Annotated in this window: 13 protein-coding genes; 3 read left to right on the forward strand and 10 right to left on the reverse strand. The window is 43.8% G+C overall.

The window, feature by feature from the left end:
• Positions 1-141: 141 nt before the first annotated feature.
• Both L1D50_RS08915 and L1D50_RS08920 read right to left on the reverse strand, forming a co-directional pair.
• The gene (locus tag L1D50_RS08915) at positions 142-1,245 is read right to left on the reverse strand and encodes a hypothetical protein (protein WP_239965907.1); all 1,104 of its coding nucleotides are present in this window, start codon (positions 1,243-1,245) and stop codon (positions 142-144) included.
• Between the two features lie 64 nt (positions 1,246-1,309).
• Positions 1,310-2,113 carry an MBL fold metallo-hydrolase gene (locus L1D50_RS08920; protein WP_239965908.1) on the reverse strand — a complete coding sequence of 268 codons (804 nt, stop codon included), beginning with the start codon at positions 2,111-2,113 and terminating at the stop codon, positions 1,310-1,312.
• Positions 2,114-2,238: 125 nt separating this feature from the next.
• On the opposite strand from L1D50_RS08920, the gene L1D50_RS08925 reads away from it, so the two are divergent.
• Positions 2,239-3,471, forward strand: coding sequence for an immunity 49 family protein (locus L1D50_RS08925; protein ID WP_128727967.1), 1,233 nt, complete (start codon positions 2,239-2,241; stop codon positions 3,469-3,471).
• Between the two features lie 8 nt (positions 3,472-3,479).
• On the opposite strand, the gene hrpB is transcribed toward L1D50_RS08925, so the two are convergent.
• The 6 genes from hrpB to metA all read right to left on the reverse strand — a co-directional run bounded on the left by hrpB (position 3,480) and on the right by metA (position 13,683).
• Positions 3,480-5,987: an ATP-dependent helicase HrpB gene (hrpB, locus tag L1D50_RS08930; protein WP_138521684.1), complete on the reverse strand. Its 2,508-nt coding sequence runs from the start codon at positions 5,985-5,987 to the stop codon at positions 3,480-3,482.
• A gap of 76 nt (positions 5,988-6,063) precedes the next feature.
• Entirely contained in the window at positions 6,064-7,932 is a 1,869-nt protein-coding gene (locus L1D50_RS08935) for a GGDEF domain-containing protein (RefSeq protein ID WP_138521686.1), read from the reverse strand.
• Complete coding sequence (locus tag L1D50_RS08940; RefSeq protein ID WP_128727970.1) at positions 7,932-8,816, reverse strand: hypothetical protein; 885 nt, start codon at positions 8,814-8,816, stop codon at positions 7,932-7,934. Before L1D50_RS08940 ends, L1D50_RS08935 begins: the two co-directional genes overlap by 1 nt.
• A gap of 213 nt (positions 8,817-9,029) precedes the next feature.
• Positions 9,030-11,657, reverse strand: coding sequence for a methionine synthase (gene metH / locus L1D50_RS08945; RefSeq protein WP_138521688.1), 2,628 nt, complete (start codon positions 11,655-11,657; stop codon positions 9,030-9,032).
• Positions 11,658-11,666: 9 nt separating this feature from the next.
• Entirely contained in the window at positions 11,667-12,746 is a 1,080-nt protein-coding gene (locus L1D50_RS08950; RefSeq protein WP_138521690.1) for a homocysteine S-methyltransferase family protein, read from the reverse strand.
• Positions 12,736-13,683: a homoserine O-succinyltransferase gene (metA, locus tag L1D50_RS08955; RefSeq protein ID WP_128727973.1), complete on the reverse strand. Its 948-nt coding sequence runs from the start codon at positions 13,681-13,683 to the stop codon at positions 12,736-12,738. The genes L1D50_RS08950 and metA overlap by 11 nt, the downstream gene beginning before the upstream one ends.
• 177 nt (positions 13,684-13,860) lie before the next feature.
• Here metA and L1D50_RS08960 point away from each other — a divergent pair, with 177 nt between their 5' ends.
• A complete protein-coding gene (locus L1D50_RS08960) occupies positions 13,861-14,751 on the forward strand; it encodes a DMT family transporter (RefSeq protein WP_138521692.1) in 891 nt (296 codons plus the stop codon).
• A gap of 46 nt (positions 14,752-14,797) precedes the next feature.
• Here the strand turns inward: L1D50_RS08960 and L1D50_RS08965 are convergent, their stop codons facing one another.
• Complete coding sequence (locus tag L1D50_RS08965; protein ID WP_239965909.1) at positions 14,798-15,529, reverse strand: Ig-like domain-containing protein; 732 nt, start codon at positions 15,527-15,529, stop codon at positions 14,798-14,800.
• 251 nt (positions 15,530-15,780) lie between these two features.
• Here L1D50_RS08965 and L1D50_RS08970 point away from each other — a divergent pair, with 251 nt between their 5' ends.
• The gene (locus tag L1D50_RS08970; protein ID WP_239965910.1) at positions 15,781-17,388 is read left to right on the forward strand and encodes a tetratricopeptide repeat protein; all 1,608 of its coding nucleotides are present in this window, start codon (positions 15,781-15,783) and stop codon (positions 17,386-17,388) included.
• Between the two features lie 45 nt (positions 17,389-17,433).
• On the opposite strand, the gene L1D50_RS08975 is transcribed toward L1D50_RS08970, so the two are convergent.
• A complete protein-coding gene (locus tag L1D50_RS08975) occupies positions 17,434-17,904 on the reverse strand; it encodes a hypothetical protein (protein WP_239965911.1) in 471 nt (156 codons plus the stop codon).
• Positions 17,905-17,934: the final 30 nt, after the last annotated feature.

Consider the following 17,934-nt stretch of genomic DNA (forward strand, 5'->3'; position numbering starts at 1 on the left):
ACGATATTCAGGCCAAATTTAACCTGTTGATTTTTATTAAGTTAATATAATAAACCTTTTTGAACTTTCCCTAACTTGGGACTGTGTAATATCAGTTATGGGAAACCTGCCGCTCAGCAAAGAACAACTGGTTTAGATAGCCTATTTAATTCGCCAAATTGCTTTAAAGGTTTTGCTCGCCAAATAGAAAAACAACAGCGGCATCAATACTAACTTCAGCACTAAAAGCGATACCACGTTTAAGAAGTCGATAAAGAGTGACTCAGCAGCGTCGAGCATATCGCTAATACCACTAGAAACCGCTTTTATAGCTCTGCTTAGCGTCCCCTCATTGCTACCGTGAAGCTGCTCATTGAGCTTTTCGATTGCGTGTTGATGTTGATCTTTTTCTCTATTGATAAGCGCTATTTGAGTGTCGAGTTTTGTTTTATCGCTGGCCAATCGCTGTTGCTTTTCAATCAGTGGCTTAGCCTCTTCACTTTTGGTAAATGTTAGCCACTCGGATAAACTACGGTTTGCTTGAGCCGCTTCAATATCACCTTCCAGCGCGGTAATTTCAGCATTTAGTTCAGTCGCTTCACCATGAAGACGGATCTGCTGTTTAGTCAATAGCGCTATTTGTTCACTATGGCTTTGCTTTTGGCTGGTGATTTGGGCTTTTATTTTTGCACTTTGCGCACTGGTCCTTGTTGCTTGAGATTGGAAGAGGTCAACACTGCTCGACACCACTTCACTTTGTTTATTTATTTCTTGGTCCAGTAACAGTTGGCTAGTGAGACCCGTCGATAGAATGACAAACGGAACCACAAAACGGATCAGTAGCATCGTGGCTAAGATTTTAGTTCTAACCGTTTGCCAAAGTCCTAGATAGCAGGACACGACATATCCAATTACGGTAAAGGTAAAAGCAACACTGAATAATATATGAGTGGAAATAGTGTAGAGAATACGTTGGATAAACAGAGAGCCAATGGCTAGTTGCATCACATCAGAAATGTATTCGGCTAAATCATTGATAGGGTCGAGTAGCTGCGCAGGCTGAATGCTTGCAACACCAATCCCAACCTCGGCAGATTGCAGCAAAGAAATAGCGCCATTGACCGTACGTGCTGAAGCATAGACGAGTGAAGATTGCAGTAGCGCATCATCAATAAAGGCCATCATGGAGGTATTAAAAGCTGATGACCAACTTAATACCACCAAGATAGTAAGTAATACGAATTTACCTATTTTAGCCCAGTCCATCTACATACACACCTAGAATGCTAAAAGTTTAGTATTGATGAACAAAGCTTAACTAAAACTGAGTTTACTTGTGATTTTCTGGATAATAGGCTAGCACACCAATAGTGCGCTCAATAAAACGGGTAAGCGCCCGCTCTGGAAGAAAAGGTTGTCTTCCTTCAAGATTGAACTGCGCTAATAAGCGCTTGATCTCCTCATCGTTCTTTATTTGCTCAACCGACTTACCCGCCTGATTCAAAATCTTCACCCGCCCAACCAAAGCGAATGTTTGAATTCTATGTTGTTCGAGTTCTCTTTTCGATGTAGGTTTGCCATGTCCTGGCACAATCAGCGTATTTTGATCGCCAATCGACAAAATCAAATCGACCGCTTTATTAAAACCCGTTAAGCCCCCAGCATAAAATGTTGGATGCCAGTTTGTGGTGTAAATATCTCCGGTGAACAAAATATTGCTCGTGGGATGATAGAGGATGTTGTCATTGGCGGTATGTGAAACGGCTTGAGTATGCTTTATCACTCCAAGCTCCTTTAAACCTTGCAAGCTGTCAATAAGTGTAAAACCTTGCTGTTGGAAAAAAGCATTACCACCTGTGTGATCCGAATGACGATGTGTATTTAGCAGGTATTTTTTCTCGCTCTGAAAGCTATTCTGTATCAAATCATTGAGCTTTGGCAAATCTGTATCTTCAACTGTGGGGTCAATGATCACCACTCCCCTTTTCGTTGCAAAGATCCCAATGCTCGTGCCATAACTTTTATCTCTAACGACTTTTGCTGTGTCAGATTGATAAAGCACTTCAAACTCACCGCTATAAGCTGGCTGAGCAACAATCAAGCCCAATAGGATAAACGCCATGATAAACCGCATTACACACTCCTTTATATTATTAGATTGCTCACACTATAACCATTAGGCTGCCTTTACAAGGCTTGCCAAATTCTTTAATCTGAGGCTCGAATTGGATTCACTAAAAAGACAAAAAGGAATGTTAAATGCAGATAACCGCTTTCTTTGTCATCATGTTAAATTGCTTAATTTTCACCACCATCAATGCCAAAGGTAAATTGTCACCTTCTCGCGCCAAAAGGTGGGGCATGTTTTGGCTTGCTTCTATCGCTTTCTTTTTTATATTGGGGTTATTCTTTAATATATATGAAGAGCAAGACGAATTTAGAGCGACTTTATCAAACTACGCATCTTTGGTAATACTGGGTTATTTCGTATTTAGGTTCTTTAATCGACATAAGCTCAATGCGCAACGCCAAGCTCTAAAAGACGCCAAAATCGCAAGCGTCGCTATGCCACCAGCGACGGATACGGACAGCATGCTGAATACCAGTTACCAAGTAGCGGCTATGGATGAAGGCGATCTAGAAATCGTACAAATCATCGAGCACATGTTTTCCCAAGAAATGCTAAATGACGATGCTGAATTAGTGCATTATGCCGATTCACGCATTGAGCTTTATATATGTTATCTAGACTACTATCCAAAGCTAGGATTCTATAATCTATTTGATTTTTGTACTAACGAAGTTATTCCCAGAATGGTTCATCTATTACCAAATAGCGACACTGCATGGCGATATCTGCTTATGATCCAACAACTAGGGTTGGGCGTATTTTTAAATCATTTCAAATCACATCAATCTTTTACAATCCATCTTGACGATGCGTTTCGGTATACTGGTACCTCCAGTCCCGAGAGTATTACGCCAAAAGCCTGGTTGCAAGCGGTTAATATATCCATTCTAACACGCCAGCAAGGCAGCATTGATTATCTCAAAGAAATTAATCTAAGTGAGTTTCAATGCAGTCCAGATCAAGTGCCATGCACAACCTTTGAGCTTGCTCTTATCGAGTTGTATCAGGCATTGCTCACCAGTGACTCTGACATAACGCCAGCGTTAACTAACATCTGTAACGATGACGTTTCCAACCGTGAGGGTGAAGAGCATTTATATGCTCGAACTATTCAATATCCGCTCACTAAAGTGATACAAGGAATGTTCAGCGACGCGCAAGCGTTTAATCAAGCGATACAACAAGCGTTGGAACTACATCATAAATATTATCTCAGTCGCTCCCCACTGCAACAAAAAAGAGAGCTATACTCGCTCCCCCTTACTGCGCTTACAATTTTAGCGCATGATATTTTTGGTTTTAAGCTACATCAGCAAAGTCAGTATATTCCTCACTGGCTTGCTTACCCAAGCTTTGACTAAACCATGCTTCAACCTCTCGGTTTTATGGAGCGGCCAGGCTTTTCCTCAAGCGGTTTATCTGGCCATCGGTGTTTTGGATATCGACCACGCATTTCTTTGGCCACCTCAAAATAAGAAGTTTGCCAAAAGTTGCCTAAATCGCTGGTGGTTTGGATTGGCCTTTTCGCTGGAGATAACAGCTCGAATCGCACCGGGACTTGACCATTAGCGAGCATCGGCGACGTCAATTGACCAAACATTTCTTGTAACACCACAGAAACGGTTGGCCCTTGGTGCTCATCGTAGCGGATCGCGACTCGCTTATCGCTTGGCGTAACATAAAACTCAGGTGCTTGCGCTTCGAGTTGCTGTTGCTGATCCCAAGTGAGTGTCGCTTGAAGCAGATTAAAAATATCCAGTTGCTTCAGTTGTTTGATAGTGTTTACGCCCGTCAAATAGGGCAATAACCAAGTATCAAGCTGCGCCATCAAACTTGCCTCAGATATCTGTGGGAAGGTATTCAAGTGCTCACTTAACCATTTAGCTCGAGCAAGCCATGCGTGACTTTTTGCCGACCAATTGAGCAGACCAAGCCCTTCCGATGTGAGAATATCCTTCACACATTGGGCAAACGCTTCTTTGGGAATTTGACTCAGGTTTTGCTCCTTTAATACTAGAGCATGATATTTAACTTGTTGACGGCCCTGAATCGCCTCCTTTTTACTATCCAGTTGATACCGCACCACCTCACTCAAATATGGCGCTAGTTGCTCAAGTAATGTGCCCTTTTCAATTGCGCAGCTAAGAAATACCAAGCCATCCTTATTTTTGCCATCCACATCACAAACAATCAAGTAGGCCTGACCTTGCAGCGGATCGCCGTCACGTAATGTTACTCCCCGTCCATTCGCAAGCAAGTAGCGGTTATCCCCTTGAGGACGTTTTTGTGCAGCTCTGTCAGGAAAGGCATGGAGCAATAAAGTAGGCACTAAGATTTGAATATCTACAAGGGTGATTGCTTCACTCTTGAGCTTAATTCCCAGTTTGTGTGCAAATGATTTGGCCAATTTTACGGCCTGCTCTGCGGCAGCTCTGTGCAAGCGATATGCTTTGGCGGCACGGGTACGGTCTTGAACAAACTCAATCAATGCTAAAACTCGCTCACATACGTCACTTGTGTTGGCTTGCACTAAAATATCTCGCTCGCTTAATATCGCCGCCAAAAAACAAGCAAGTTGTTGCTCAATAGACGTCTCACATCGCAGTAGCATGCTAGCAAGACGAGGCGAAACACCCAGTTGTAGTGCACGCTGCCCAGCAGTTAACACTTTATTATGCGCATCGACCAAGCCAAGCGATTGATTTAATTGACAGGCCACCGAAAAATGTTGCACCGGTGGCGGTGTTAGCCAATTCGCGTCCTTGTATTGAGTCACCCCCCACGCACTTAGCTCTAACGCTAAGTCAGATAGGTCAGTGGTGGTGATTTCTTCTGGCTGAAAGTCACGTAAATTATTATGCTCGCTTTCGCGCCAAAGACGTAAACAGTGACCTGCGCGTAGACGACCTGCACGCCCGGCTCGTTGTGTTGCTGATGCCTTTGAGATCATCACCGTATCGAGTCGAGAGAGACCGCTTTTAACATCATAGGTTAAGCGTTTTTCAAGGCCAGAATCTATAACCACAGTGATCCCGGTAATAGTCAAACTGGTCTCAGCAACATTAGTCGCAAAAATAACACGCCTGGATGCACCATCGCTTTTATTGAGCACCTTTTCTTGCTCAGATAAGGGTAATCCGCCGTACAAAGGCATAAGCTCAATATTACTTTGGTCAAGTACTTGGCAAGCCTCAATGCAGCGCTGAATATCAGCCTGTCCGGGTAGAAAAACCAGTACATCACCATCGCCTTGCAGAGTGAAAGCATGGCGCAGCGCACTTAACACATGATCCGCCAAGTAACGGCTCGCTTTTCCGATATATTCAACTTCAACAGGATAGGTTTTACCTGGGCAAGATAACTTTGGTGCGCCATTCAGATAGTTAGATAGTAGCTCCGTGTCTATGGTGGCAGACATCACCAACAATTTGAGGTCATCTCGATACGCCTGTTGCACTTCAAACGCGAGCATTAAGGCTAAATCCGCATGAATAGAACGTTCATGGAATTCATCAAAGATAATAAGTGCAACATCACTAAGTTCAGGATCCGCTTGAAGACGTCGAGTCAATACGCCTTCGGTGACGATTTCCAAGCGGGTGTTGGATGAAACACGTTGCTCGTTTCGGATTTGATAACCAACTCGATCACCGACCGATTCTCCCAACTGTTTGGCTAAAAAGGTCGCAATAGATTTTGCCGCCACACGACGTGGCTCAAGCATAATGATTTTTTTACCGGAAAAAATATCAGCTTGCAGTAAACGCAGTGGCACTAAGGTCGATTTACCTGCGCCGGGTTCGGCCTGCAATACTAAACGGTTATCATTGGATAAGGTGGAAATAATCTCAGGTATAAAGGCTTCAATCGGCAGCAAAACTCTAACACTTTATTATTCTATCTTGCTCAATATGATACACCTAAACTTGATGCCGCCAAACAGCCGAATTCGCTTAACGAGTATTACAAGCGTAAATAAGATCGGATAGATTTGACCATGTTTTTAGTTTGCCCGCTTGTAAGTATGAGCGTAGATTTTGCACCACATGCTCGGCTGGACTTTGCATTTCCTCGTCTCCGGTATGGACACCAACCCAAGCATTACGATGAGATTCTTTCGCCAGATATAAACCACCGTCGGCTAACTCCAACACGTGCTCCCAGCTAAGCTTATCTGGTTGTGTTGGGTCAAACGGGAATGGCGCAAAGCCAATTGAACATGTACAGTTAATCGTTTGATCGTTCACCACAAATGGATAGCTCTCCACTTGGCGACGGATCCGTTCTGTTACTTCGTGTGCAGCCGCTCTGTCCATATCCGGCATCACCAGCAAAAACTCTTCTCCACCCCAACGCACTAAAATATCTGACTCTCTTGTGCATTGCTTAAGGATTTCAGCAAAGTCTTGCAGCACAATATCTCCTGCCGCATGGCCAAAGCTGTCATTGATATTTTTAAAGTGATCAATATCAACAATGACAAAAATCAGATCGGCGTTCTGTTGTCTTTGCGGAACTTGCCACTTTTGTCTGTGTACCTCAATGGTACTATCAATCATACTAAAAAAGTGGTGTCGATTGCTAAGCCCAGTTAAGCTATCAGTGAAGCTTAGGGTTTGCAAACGCTTGTTTCGTTCCGCCAACTCCTCAGTACGTTGCGCAACCTGACTCTCTAACAGCTTGGTGTAACGGCGATTCTGCCATCGCCAATAAAATACCAGCACCAGAGTAAATGCAAGCAAGGCTATCAATAGCCAACGCTGCTGGCTTAATCTAGCGTTTTCTATCTGTTGTTGGTGCGCCATAATCTGTTTTGCCTGCTGGGCATTATCACGCTCCAATTCGTTAAGCGCTTGTTTTTGCTGAGCAAGAGAGTACTGTGCTTCTAGCTTAAGTAATTTGTTATTGCGCTTTTGCAAATTCAGTGACTGCTCAGTAACAGCGTAGCGCTTTAGATAGCGATGTGCCTGCTGATAATCGCCTATTTGAGCATGGGCTGAGGCCAATAGCCATTGTAACTGAGATTGAAAGAGTAAAAAACGTGTACCAAGTGTGTCTCTTAGCCCGGCCTGAGCTAACTCAATTGACGTTGCAAAATCACCACTTTGTAAAGCGACTCTGGCACGCTGCACCGTCGACATTATCCGCATTCTTCGATTTTGAACCAGATAACCCGCATCGTCTAAATCATCTAGAATTTGCTTGGCTTGTAAGTATTCACCAAGCTGTAAATGAGCCCACGAACGTGTGAGTTTTAACTGTGCGATAGTCTCTTGCCGAATACCTGAAATCTCAGGTACGAAAGAAGACTTTAGCGCTAAACGATAAGCTCCCCTATCCATATTCAAGCGCGACTGCCAAAGACTGATATCGGCTTTTATTTGGGCATTATCATCAATTTGCTCAGCCAGCAATGACGCTTTATCCAAATAACGCTGTGCTAACTCATAGCTCTCTAAGTCAATATCAAGGTGAGCAATGGCAAGATATGTGTTTGCTTTTAAAAACTTATTATTATCCGCTTCGGCCAACTGCAACGCTTGTTGGTGTAAGTCTAGACCATCCTCAAACTCACCAAAGTGTTGAACTATACTTCCTTCTAATAATAATGCTTTGATTTGCAAAGGCTTATTACCTTGCGCACGCGCTTGCTCTCGCAGCGCTCTAATCTCCGGTAATAAAGACAAGTCATAATCTTGTTCAGCAGACGTTTGTAGCGCGTTTAAATTGCGCTGTATTTGCTCTGATGGTTCGTAAGCAAAAACACAAAATGTAATTAGAGAGCTCATCATTATGCAAAGCGATACAACGGCTGGTTGCATTAGTTTTCTCCCACCAGCATTTTAGCGTTAGCTACCTGCCAATTCGCCACTTTTTTGTTGATAAAACCGGATTCTGTCAGCGCCCTTCTAATCACACCTCGTCGTTTCAGTATCCTTAACCCACGATTGAGTGCCGCAAATATTTGCTCACCTTCAGGGTGGTTTTTACTGACGACAAAATGTCGAGAGTCTGGTAAGACAACCTTAATATTCTCGATTGGGACATATTCTTTACCCTCAAAATTTAAGGTTAAAGAGTCACTCACGCTAAAGTTAATCAACATGGTATCGACCACATCGCTTTCTACCATTGCTAACATGGTTTCCCATGGGCCAATAAAACTCACCATATGTAAATCGGTATTCATCAAAGCACGCCAATCCACTTCCCATTGCGGATTAGACACAACATTCAACTGTCTTAGCTGCGAAAGCGGCGTTTGTTGCAGTGCGACATTGCGTTTAGTGACGTATAGCCCAGCTTCGTAATCTCCTACTTCAACAATCGGATCTGAGATAAATAGTGAGCCGCGATAGTCCACTATATTTTCATGCCAAACACTGCGAGCAAGGATGAGGCTTTCCCCAGCGATTAGATCAGAAAACTCTAGAATATTCACCGAAGGCTTTGGATTAAATATGACTTTACGTGTTTCACCACCAAGAAACAGGGCCTGCTGTAAAAGCACCATTTCGATGATTTCAATATGAGAACCATTTGTGCTTGGGAAAAAAGAATCTACATCTAAAACGTCACGACCGGCAAGAAAGTCCTCATAACGCTGACTAAAATTTTCGCTACTGATAATATCAACAACCAGCTGATTGCTCCCCCAACCGAGATTGGAAATAAAAAGGAGTGAAAACAACCACTTCATCTTCATTATTGAGCAAAGCCTTATTATTAACCATTATTCAATCCAGTATACTTGAATTTAGCTCACTCTGTTAACTACTAAACAACATATTCTAATGAATTTGGATTTGAAATTTATCAGTCTGCAAATAAACGTTAAAACTCAAAAAAGTGAAGGTAATAAAAAAAGCCTAGCTTAACTCAGCCTTAGATTAAGTTAAGCTAGGCTTCAATTCAGTTATTATGCGGTTTCATATCCTATATTAGGACCAAGCCAACGCTCCGCTTCTTCTAACGACATCCCTTGACGCGCGGCATAGTCTTCTAGCTGATCTTTTTGGATACTCGCAACGGCAAAGTACTTAGAATCTGGATGCGAGAAGTACCAACCCGACACCGCAGCTCCCGGCCACATGGCGTATGAACTAGTCAGCTTCATACCGATACGGTTTTCGACATCTAACAGTTGCCAAATTTTTTGTTTCTCGGTGTGCTCAGGGCACGCTGGATAACCAGGCGCAGGGCGGATCCCTTGATAGTTTTCACGAATAAGCTCTTCATTACTTAGTGCTTCATCCGCAGCAAACCCCCAGTGCACTTTACGCACTTGCTCATGCAGATATTCGGCAAATGCCTCGGCTAAGCGATCTGCAACTGCCTTAACCATAATCTTGTTGTAGTCATCTTGCTTAGCATCAAATGCCTCGGCCAAGTCGTCTTCTTCAAGGCCGCCAGTGACGGCAAATGCGCCGAAATAATCAGGTGTGCCTTTAGGTGCAATATAATCCGACAAACAATAGTTAGGAAAATCGGTTTTCTCGGTTTGCTGGCGCAGCTGACATGACGTAACCAAGACTTCACTTCGTGACTCATCTTTGTAAATCTCAATATCGTCACCCACGCGGTTAGCCGGGAACAAACCAATCACACCAAGTGGCTGCAAACTACCATCTCGCTCTAGTTGATCTAACATGGCATTGGCATCATGAAACAGTTTTTGCGCCTCTTCACCAACCACTTCGTCTTGCAGAATACGTGGATATTTACCAGCCAATGACCAAGTCATAAAAAATGGCGTCCAGTCGATGTAATCGCGCAGAGTTTTGATGCTCACATCTTTAAACTCAGTGATCCCCAACTTACTTGGTACCGGTGGCGTATAGTTTTGCCAATCAAGTTTTACCGCATTATCCCGAGCTCGCGCTAAGGTAACCGGTTTTGAGCGTGGCTTTTTACGCGCTTGTTGCTCTCGCACTTTGACGTATTCATCCGCGGTTTTTGTTAAAAATTCTGGCTTTTGTGTTTTACTTAGCAGGCTAGATACCACACCAACCGCACGACTGGCGTTGTTGACGTAAATCACACCTTTGTCGTACTGGGGTTCAATTTTAACCGCCGTATGCGCTTTCGATGTGGTTGCACCACCAATGAGTAGGGGAATCTCAAAGCCGCGACGCGTCATTTCTTTTGCAACATGCACCATTTCATCAAGGGAAGGCGTAATAAGACCCGACAGGCCAATGACATCAGCGTTTTCGTCAATGGCCGTTTGCAGAATTTTCTCTGCCGGCACCATTACACCCAAGTCCACGACTTCATAGTTATTACATTGCAGTACCACGCCCACAATGTTTTTGCCTATGTCGTGTACATCGCCCTTAACCGTGGCCATGATCACTTTACCGTTACTCGAGCCTTCTTCTTTTTCGGCCTCAATGTAAGGGTCAAGGTAGGCAACCGCACGCTTCATCACTCGAGCAGATTTCACCACTTGAGGCAGGAACATTTTACCCGCGCCAAACAAGTCGCCAACCACGTTCATACCATCCATCAGAGGTCCTTCAATCACTTGAATTGGCTTATCAAACTGTTGCCGACAAGCCTCGGTATCCTCGTCGATAAACTCGGTGATCCCTTTAACTAAGGCGTGCTCCAAGCGTTTTTCAACTGGCCAAGAACGCCACTCTAAATCTTCCTGTTTTTCGGCTTGCGCCATGCCAGAGTATTTAGGTGCGATCTCAACCAATCGTTCGCCAGCACCGGCGTCGGTATTGAGGATCACATCCTCAACGGCATCACGGAGCTCTTTTGGAATATCGTCATACACGGCTAACTGACCGGCATTAACGATCCCCATATCCATACCTGCTTTAATCGCATGGTAAAGAAACACAGAGTGGATCGCTTCACGCACAGGGTTGTTACCACGGAATGAGAAGGATACGTTCGACACGCCCCCTGACACTTTACAATGCGGCAGGTTTTGCTTAATTCTGCGCGTACCCTCGATAAATTCAACGGCGTAGTTATCATGTTCTTCGATACCCGTTGCGACCGCGAAAATATTTGGGTCAAAAATAATGTCTTCTGGCGGAAACCCAAGCTCATCAACCAAGATTTTGTAAGAGCGCTGACAGATCTCAAACTTTCTATCTGCGCTCTCCGCTTGACCAACTTCATCAAACGCCATCACCACCACGGCTGCACCAAAACGTTTGATAATTTTAGCTTGGTGAATAAATGGCGCCTCACCCTCCTTTAAGGAGATTGAGTTTACGATGGCTTTACCTTGAATACATTTCAGGCCCGCTTCAATGACTTCCCATTTAGACGAGTCAACCATGATGGGAACTTTTGAAATATCCGGCTCTGACGCTATCAGATTGAGAAACTTTACCATCGCTGCTTTTGAGTCCAACATGGCTTCATCCATGTTGATATCAATTACCTGAGCACCATTTTCAACTTGCTCTCTGGCAACATCTAATGCAGTTTCGTAATCTTCTTCTAGAATAAGGCGCTTAAATTTTGCCGATCCCGTTACATTGGTACGTTCACCGACATTAGTAAATACTGCGGTTTGTGTCATGGTGAATTCCTAATTTAAGTTACAGGCTTCAAGACCAGCCAAACGCATCCGCACTTCGATGTCAGGCAAGCTACGCGGCTGGGTTTGCTCAAGGCCTCTCGCGAAGGCGCGAATATGCTCAGGTGTGGTCCCACAGCAGCCGCCAACAATATTAATAAACCCTTCTTTACCCCAATCGATAATCTCTTTTGCCATGTCGTCGGCTTCAAGGTCGTATTCACCAAACTCGTTAGGCAGCCCAGCGTTTGGGTGCACCGAAGTAAAGGTCTCACAAACCCGTGACAGCTCTTCTACATATTGTCTTAATAAATCTGGGCCTAGCGCGCAGTTGAGGCCGATAGAGATTGGCTTAATATGGCGAATAGAGTTATAAAACGCCTCTGTGGTTTGCCCTGACAGCGTACGCCCTGACGCGTCGGTTATAGTACCTGAGATCATCACAGGTAATCTCACCCCAGCTTGCTCAAAAGCTTCCTCCACACCATAAGACGCGGCTTTGGCATTCAGGGTATCAAAAATAGTCTCAATCAAAATAAGGTGCGCACCACCTTCAATAAGGGCAAGCGTTGACTCGACATAAGCTGCAACCAACTTGTCGAAAGTGATATTGCGAAAACCAGGGTCGTTTACATCAGGAGAAATCGAACAGGTTTTTGACGTTGGACCAAGTACACCTGCCACATAGCGAGGCTTGCCGGGGTCTTGGGCGGTAAATTCGTCGCACACCGCACGTGCGAGCTTCGCCGATTCGAGATTAATCTCTCGACTCAGGCTTGCCATATCATAATCTTCCATTGAAATAGTGGTGGCATTAAAAGTATTGGTTTCAATGATATCCGCGCCAGCAGCTAGATAATCGCGATGGATCTGTTTGATTATCTCAGGCTGCGTCAAACTTAACAGATCGTTGTTGCCTTTGATAAGGACATGCCAATCTTTGAAGCGCTCACCGCGATAGTCTTGTTCTTCTAATTTGTGCTTTTGGATCATGGTTCCCATTGCACCATCTAAGATCAGAATACGTTGCTGCATTGCTTGCTTAAGCTGCTCTGCTATTTGCTCACCGTTTACGGCTACATTATTCGGCATAATTGTTAGTCCTTACATCTTGGCTAACTAAGTTAATATCATAAGGTGTGGTTTGGTAAACATAGTAGTTTAACCAATTTGAGAATAACAAGAATGCATGGCTTTGCCATGTCTTAGATGGACGTTTGCTGGCGTCATTCTCAGGAAAATAGTTTTCAGGCTGCGGTGCGTTGGCCATTTTTTCACAATCGCGAAGGTATTCTTTTTGTAGCGTATCGGCGTCGTATTCAGGATGACCGGTAATATAGACTTGGCTACCTGAGTGATTTTTAATTAAGTAAGCGCCCACTTTTTCAGAGCCAGCTAATACCACGAGATCTTTACACGCATTAATTTTATCGATGTCGATGTGGCCGTAGCGTGAGTGTGGCACCAAAAACTCATCATCAAAACCACGAGTGAGCGCCCCGTGGTCAAAATAACAGTGATGCTTAAATACGCCGCACAGTTTGTCATTTTTGAGTACTCGCTTTAACCCATAATGGTGATACAAACCGGCATGTGCGGCCCAACAGGAAAACAGGGTTGAAGTAACATGGTGCTCAGCCCAATCAAAAAACGCCTGTAATTCCTGCCAATACACCACATCGTCATATTCAAGATGCGCCAGCGGCGCACCGGTGACGATCAAAGCATCATAGTTTTGCTCTTTCACATCCGAAAAATAGCGGTAAAACATATCTAGATGCTGCTCTGAGTTTTCAGAGCTGCGGTGGGTGTCCAGTCGCAACAAATCAACATTCACCTGCAAAGGGGTATTTGCCAGTAATCGGATAAATTGCACCTCAGTCTCCACCTTATTCGGCATCAAGTTTAATATCGCGAGCCGCATTGGGCGGATCTCTTGCGTTGATGCACGACTTTGTGGCATCACGAACACATTTTCATGACGCAATTGGGCAATGGCTGGGAGTTCGTCGGTGACGGTGATTGGCATGTGCTGCTCCAGACTAATCGAATGGCATTATTATGGACAAAAACTGGAAAATTTCAACCTCTAGATGTATGGACGTCTAAACATTAGTAATAATAATTTGATGCTTCATCTCTCACTGATTATTTCAATTTATGTATACTTGCCATCAAATAAATAAACACAAGAAACTTGATATTTATGATTGGTATTGGCGAAGCGGCAGCGATTGGGGCGGCTGGGGTATGGGCTGGCTCAACTATACTGTATAAACGATTTAGCCATCACCTTAGTCCATTTGAGTTGAACGTCAGCAAAGGCGTCATCGCTTCTGCTTTGATGATCTTCTGTTTGTTCATCGCAGGTGATGCTATGTACCCGACCTTACTCTCGAGCTGGGGCTGGCTGATAGCCAGTGGGGTACTGGGCATAGCGATTGGTGACAGCGCCTACTTTGCCGCGCTTAGAAATATAGGCCCTGCTCGCACTTTGGTAATTGAAAGTCTTGCACCTGCTATCGCGGGGATCTTAAACATTGTACTTCTTGGTGTTTATCTCAGCGCATCCGCTTGGCTCGGCATTGCAGTGACGACTGTTGGTGTGATGCTGGCGATTAAGCCAAGTAGAAGCCAGCCAGTATTAGACAAAAAACATTATCTTTTGGGAGTCTGCTTTGCACTCACGGCTGCCACTTGCCAAGCTGCGGGTATGGTACTGTCCAAAGGTGCGCTAAATAACGAAAGCATTAGTAGTTTGTGGGCGGCACTTATCCGCTTGGGATCCGGCACCTTATTTGTGGCCTTTATTGTTGTTTATTTGAAATCACAATGCCTGTTTAAAGCACTCACGCTTAAACAAATCGACGGTAAAAACTGGTTATTCGTTGCAGTGTTTTTTGGCACTTTTATTGGGCTTTGGCTACAGTTGATTTCCGTTAATCATACTGATCCCGCAATCGCACAAACCATCTTTGCAACGGCACCACTCATGGTGATGACGATTGGACTACTGCGCAGAGAAGCGATTACTAAGTCTATGGTGTTTGGGGGTCTAATTGCTTTGGCTGGGGTATTTTTATTGCTAAAGGGATAGCCAATATGCACACTTAATATGTGTGCATATTGTCCTGAGTTTGGGGTTAATTTGCTACCGAAATAGAAACTGTCGCTGGCGCGCTTATAATATCATAAAGGTTATTACCCTTAATGCGATATTGGAACGAATCCTGACCAACGAACCCAGCTTTAGGTGTATAGGTAATGGAGTAGTCACTGTTAACAGATACTGTACCGTTAGCTGGTGAGCTAAAAATCTCAACACCATAGTAATAGGGTACGCCACTATCGTTATCTTTAACGTATACATCAACAGACTGGCCTGCAAAGGTTTGTGCCAAGTCATCACTCGGATACACATCGTAATTACCACCAAACGCTTGGTCTAAGCTAACTCTGATCTCTCCCCACTCCGATGTTTCTCCAGCGGGATTAACAATGCGAAAAGAAATCGTATCTATCTTTTGGTTACCGTTGTCTTCGCCTGAAAAATAAAGCACCTTACCCTTAAATTTAACCCAACGCCTGTCTAATGTGTTGTATGCAACGGCCTGACCGTATGTAGTGTAAACTTTGTCATAAAAGTCAATTTGATCGTAGCTTTTGCTACTATCCAATTGAATACGTAGCTCACTATTTGGATAATTAGGATCAGTCACGTTGCCATCGGCAAAGATATTAAATTCCTCTTGGATGTTTAACCCAGCATTGTACTCAAATATGGCTTTATCAAGCTGAGGAGCTGCACTCACTAATGGTGCAAATAACGTAACACCGACGCTAAGTGACTTTAGCCACATTGTATTTAACTTCATTTTTATTTCCTTATGGATTGATTTCCAGCTTCTTCAGCTGGGCCTTAATTAGCAACAAGACCATACCAAAAACACATTAAACTAACAATATTAACAAATAGAGACTTGGTTGTTCTGACAAGATTAAACAACAGCAGCTAGACAGGAACAAAATACAAAAAAGCAGTCAACCTGAGATTTATTAAAGGCAAACACGACTTTTTGTTATCACTATATTAATATGTAAAAACAATGTATCTAGACTAATCTTTATGCCTTTGCTTTTAGCTTTACTGCTCGTTGTGTTACCGGCGCAGGGTTCAGAATGCCCAAGTGCTAATAATGCTAACCTCACAAGCCAAATTTTGTCTTGTAAGCAACATCTTGAAACCCTTGAACCCAACAGTGCCCAAGCTTTTGATACACGTCTTGAGCTTGTTAGCTTGTATCGTCGAGCGGGTGACATAAAGCTCAGTAATCAAATACTGGATGAGTTGATGGCATGGAAGTTAACCACACTCCAACGCTTTCAGGTGTTAAGACAAAGTGGTATTAATCGTTACCGCCAGCGCAATTATATTCAAGCGCTGGGGAGCTTCCACGAAGCGCAAGTGCTTGCGGCTAAATTGCAACAAAACGAACTCCTGGGTAAATCGGCCAACGATTTAGCTAATGCTTATCAGGCACTTGGAGATCTAGATACCGCCCTCACTTTATTTTTAGAAAGCTACCAAATAGCGAAAGCAACAAATGACCTGCAGAGACAAGCGATCACGCTTAACAATTTAGGGAATGTGTCAAGGGATATTAATCAGTTGGACGATGCCATTCTCTCATTTCGTCAAGCCCATGCACTCCACCAGCAAGCCGGCGACCAAACTAAAGCGAACCACACCTTGCTAAGCATCGCGGAAGTATTTTACAAAAAGCGCGACTACAAAAAAGCAACTGAAATCATTGAAGATTTACTTCAACCGTTGACACAAAGTGGTGCCTATACTCAATTGTCTCGAGCCTATTTATTATTGGCCGAAATCGCCATTGCTCAAAATCATATCACTCAGGCACAACAGCAACTCGCTTCATTCAAACGCACTCGGCAACTAATTCAACACGGTAAAGTTGATCAGCGAGCTCTGCTTATTGAAGCCAAACTCAAGCAGCTTGAGGGTGATAACCTAACTGCACAAACGTTACTTAAACAGGGGCTTGAAGCACATAATCAGCAAAATAGTCAGCTTACCGAATTATTTTACATCGCCTTATTGCAGTCCCAGCTACAAACACACGCTTATAAAGAAGCGGTCGAGACTGCACAGCGTTATAATGACATGCTTAAAAGTAGTCGTGTACAAAGTGAAAACCTTTATCAATTTCGCCTTCAGAGCGCTAACGTCTTGACCGCGCCTGAACGCCAAACAGAGACAAGTATTCTGTCTCATATATTCATTGGGCTTGTCGCATTTTTAACAGGAGTGCTGGTTACTTACTGCGCTATTCACTATACCACCCGTACCAGTACCCATGGAGTGCACAGTAAACATACGAGCATTGACGAACAGGCCGCAAGACAATTAATGGTTGAGGTAATGACACTTACTTTGGCGCTTTGGGAGCAAAGTAGTGGCAAAACTCGTGTCGAATTAGCGGAAGAAAGCAAAGTGTGGAAAGTGAATATAGATGATGGTCGCTTACGAGTGCGCACTCTTGAACGCTATCTTAATATCAAAACGCTGCCCAAAAAGCCGCGTATTCGAAATATTGTTACCACGGCACAATATGTACTCACTCAATGCCAAGGCGCTAATTTCGATACTGCACCTCTTTGTGAAAAAGTTGCACAACTGGAACAAATCTTAGCGTGCTCCAACGCTACTTGATGTCTACAACAAAGGGGCTTTCGCCCCTTCTGGTATTAACAAGCCCTAGTTAACCGTCGCAGTCTCACATAAATAGCACGCTAAAGTCACGCCCATACCGGCCTCATATTCTTGGTGGTGACGGTCTCCTTTGAATTCAAAAGGCCCTTCAAAGCGTGGATACACTGTCACATCAGGTTTTAAGCTATTACTAAAGCCTTTCATATTTTGGTGTAGAGATTGACACATTTTATTACCCATATCATACGCAAGTCGCCAGTCATCAAACTGGCCACAATCTAGTTGTGGTGTAATGCGACCAGAAATACTTTGCTTAGGACTGGTGCAAACGTTACTTCCTTCACTGTGTAAATATTTAAAGGTCCCAGCTGTTAATGTCATTTTACCTAGCAGAATCGTTTGCCGCTTTGGACATTTCGCCCCATCAGCAACTTCGAGCTGCGCTATCATTTCTGGGCTATGGGCTTGTACAAAACTCGCAATCAAAGTTGCTCCCAATACTATTACTCGTTTCATAACTGTCTCCTTATTGGTTATGACACCGTT

Source organism: Pseudoalteromonas sp. Isolate6, assembly GCF_022398435.1.
GTDB lineage: Bacteria > Pseudomonadota > Gammaproteobacteria > Enterobacterales > Alteromonadaceae > Pseudoalteromonas > Pseudoalteromonas galatheae.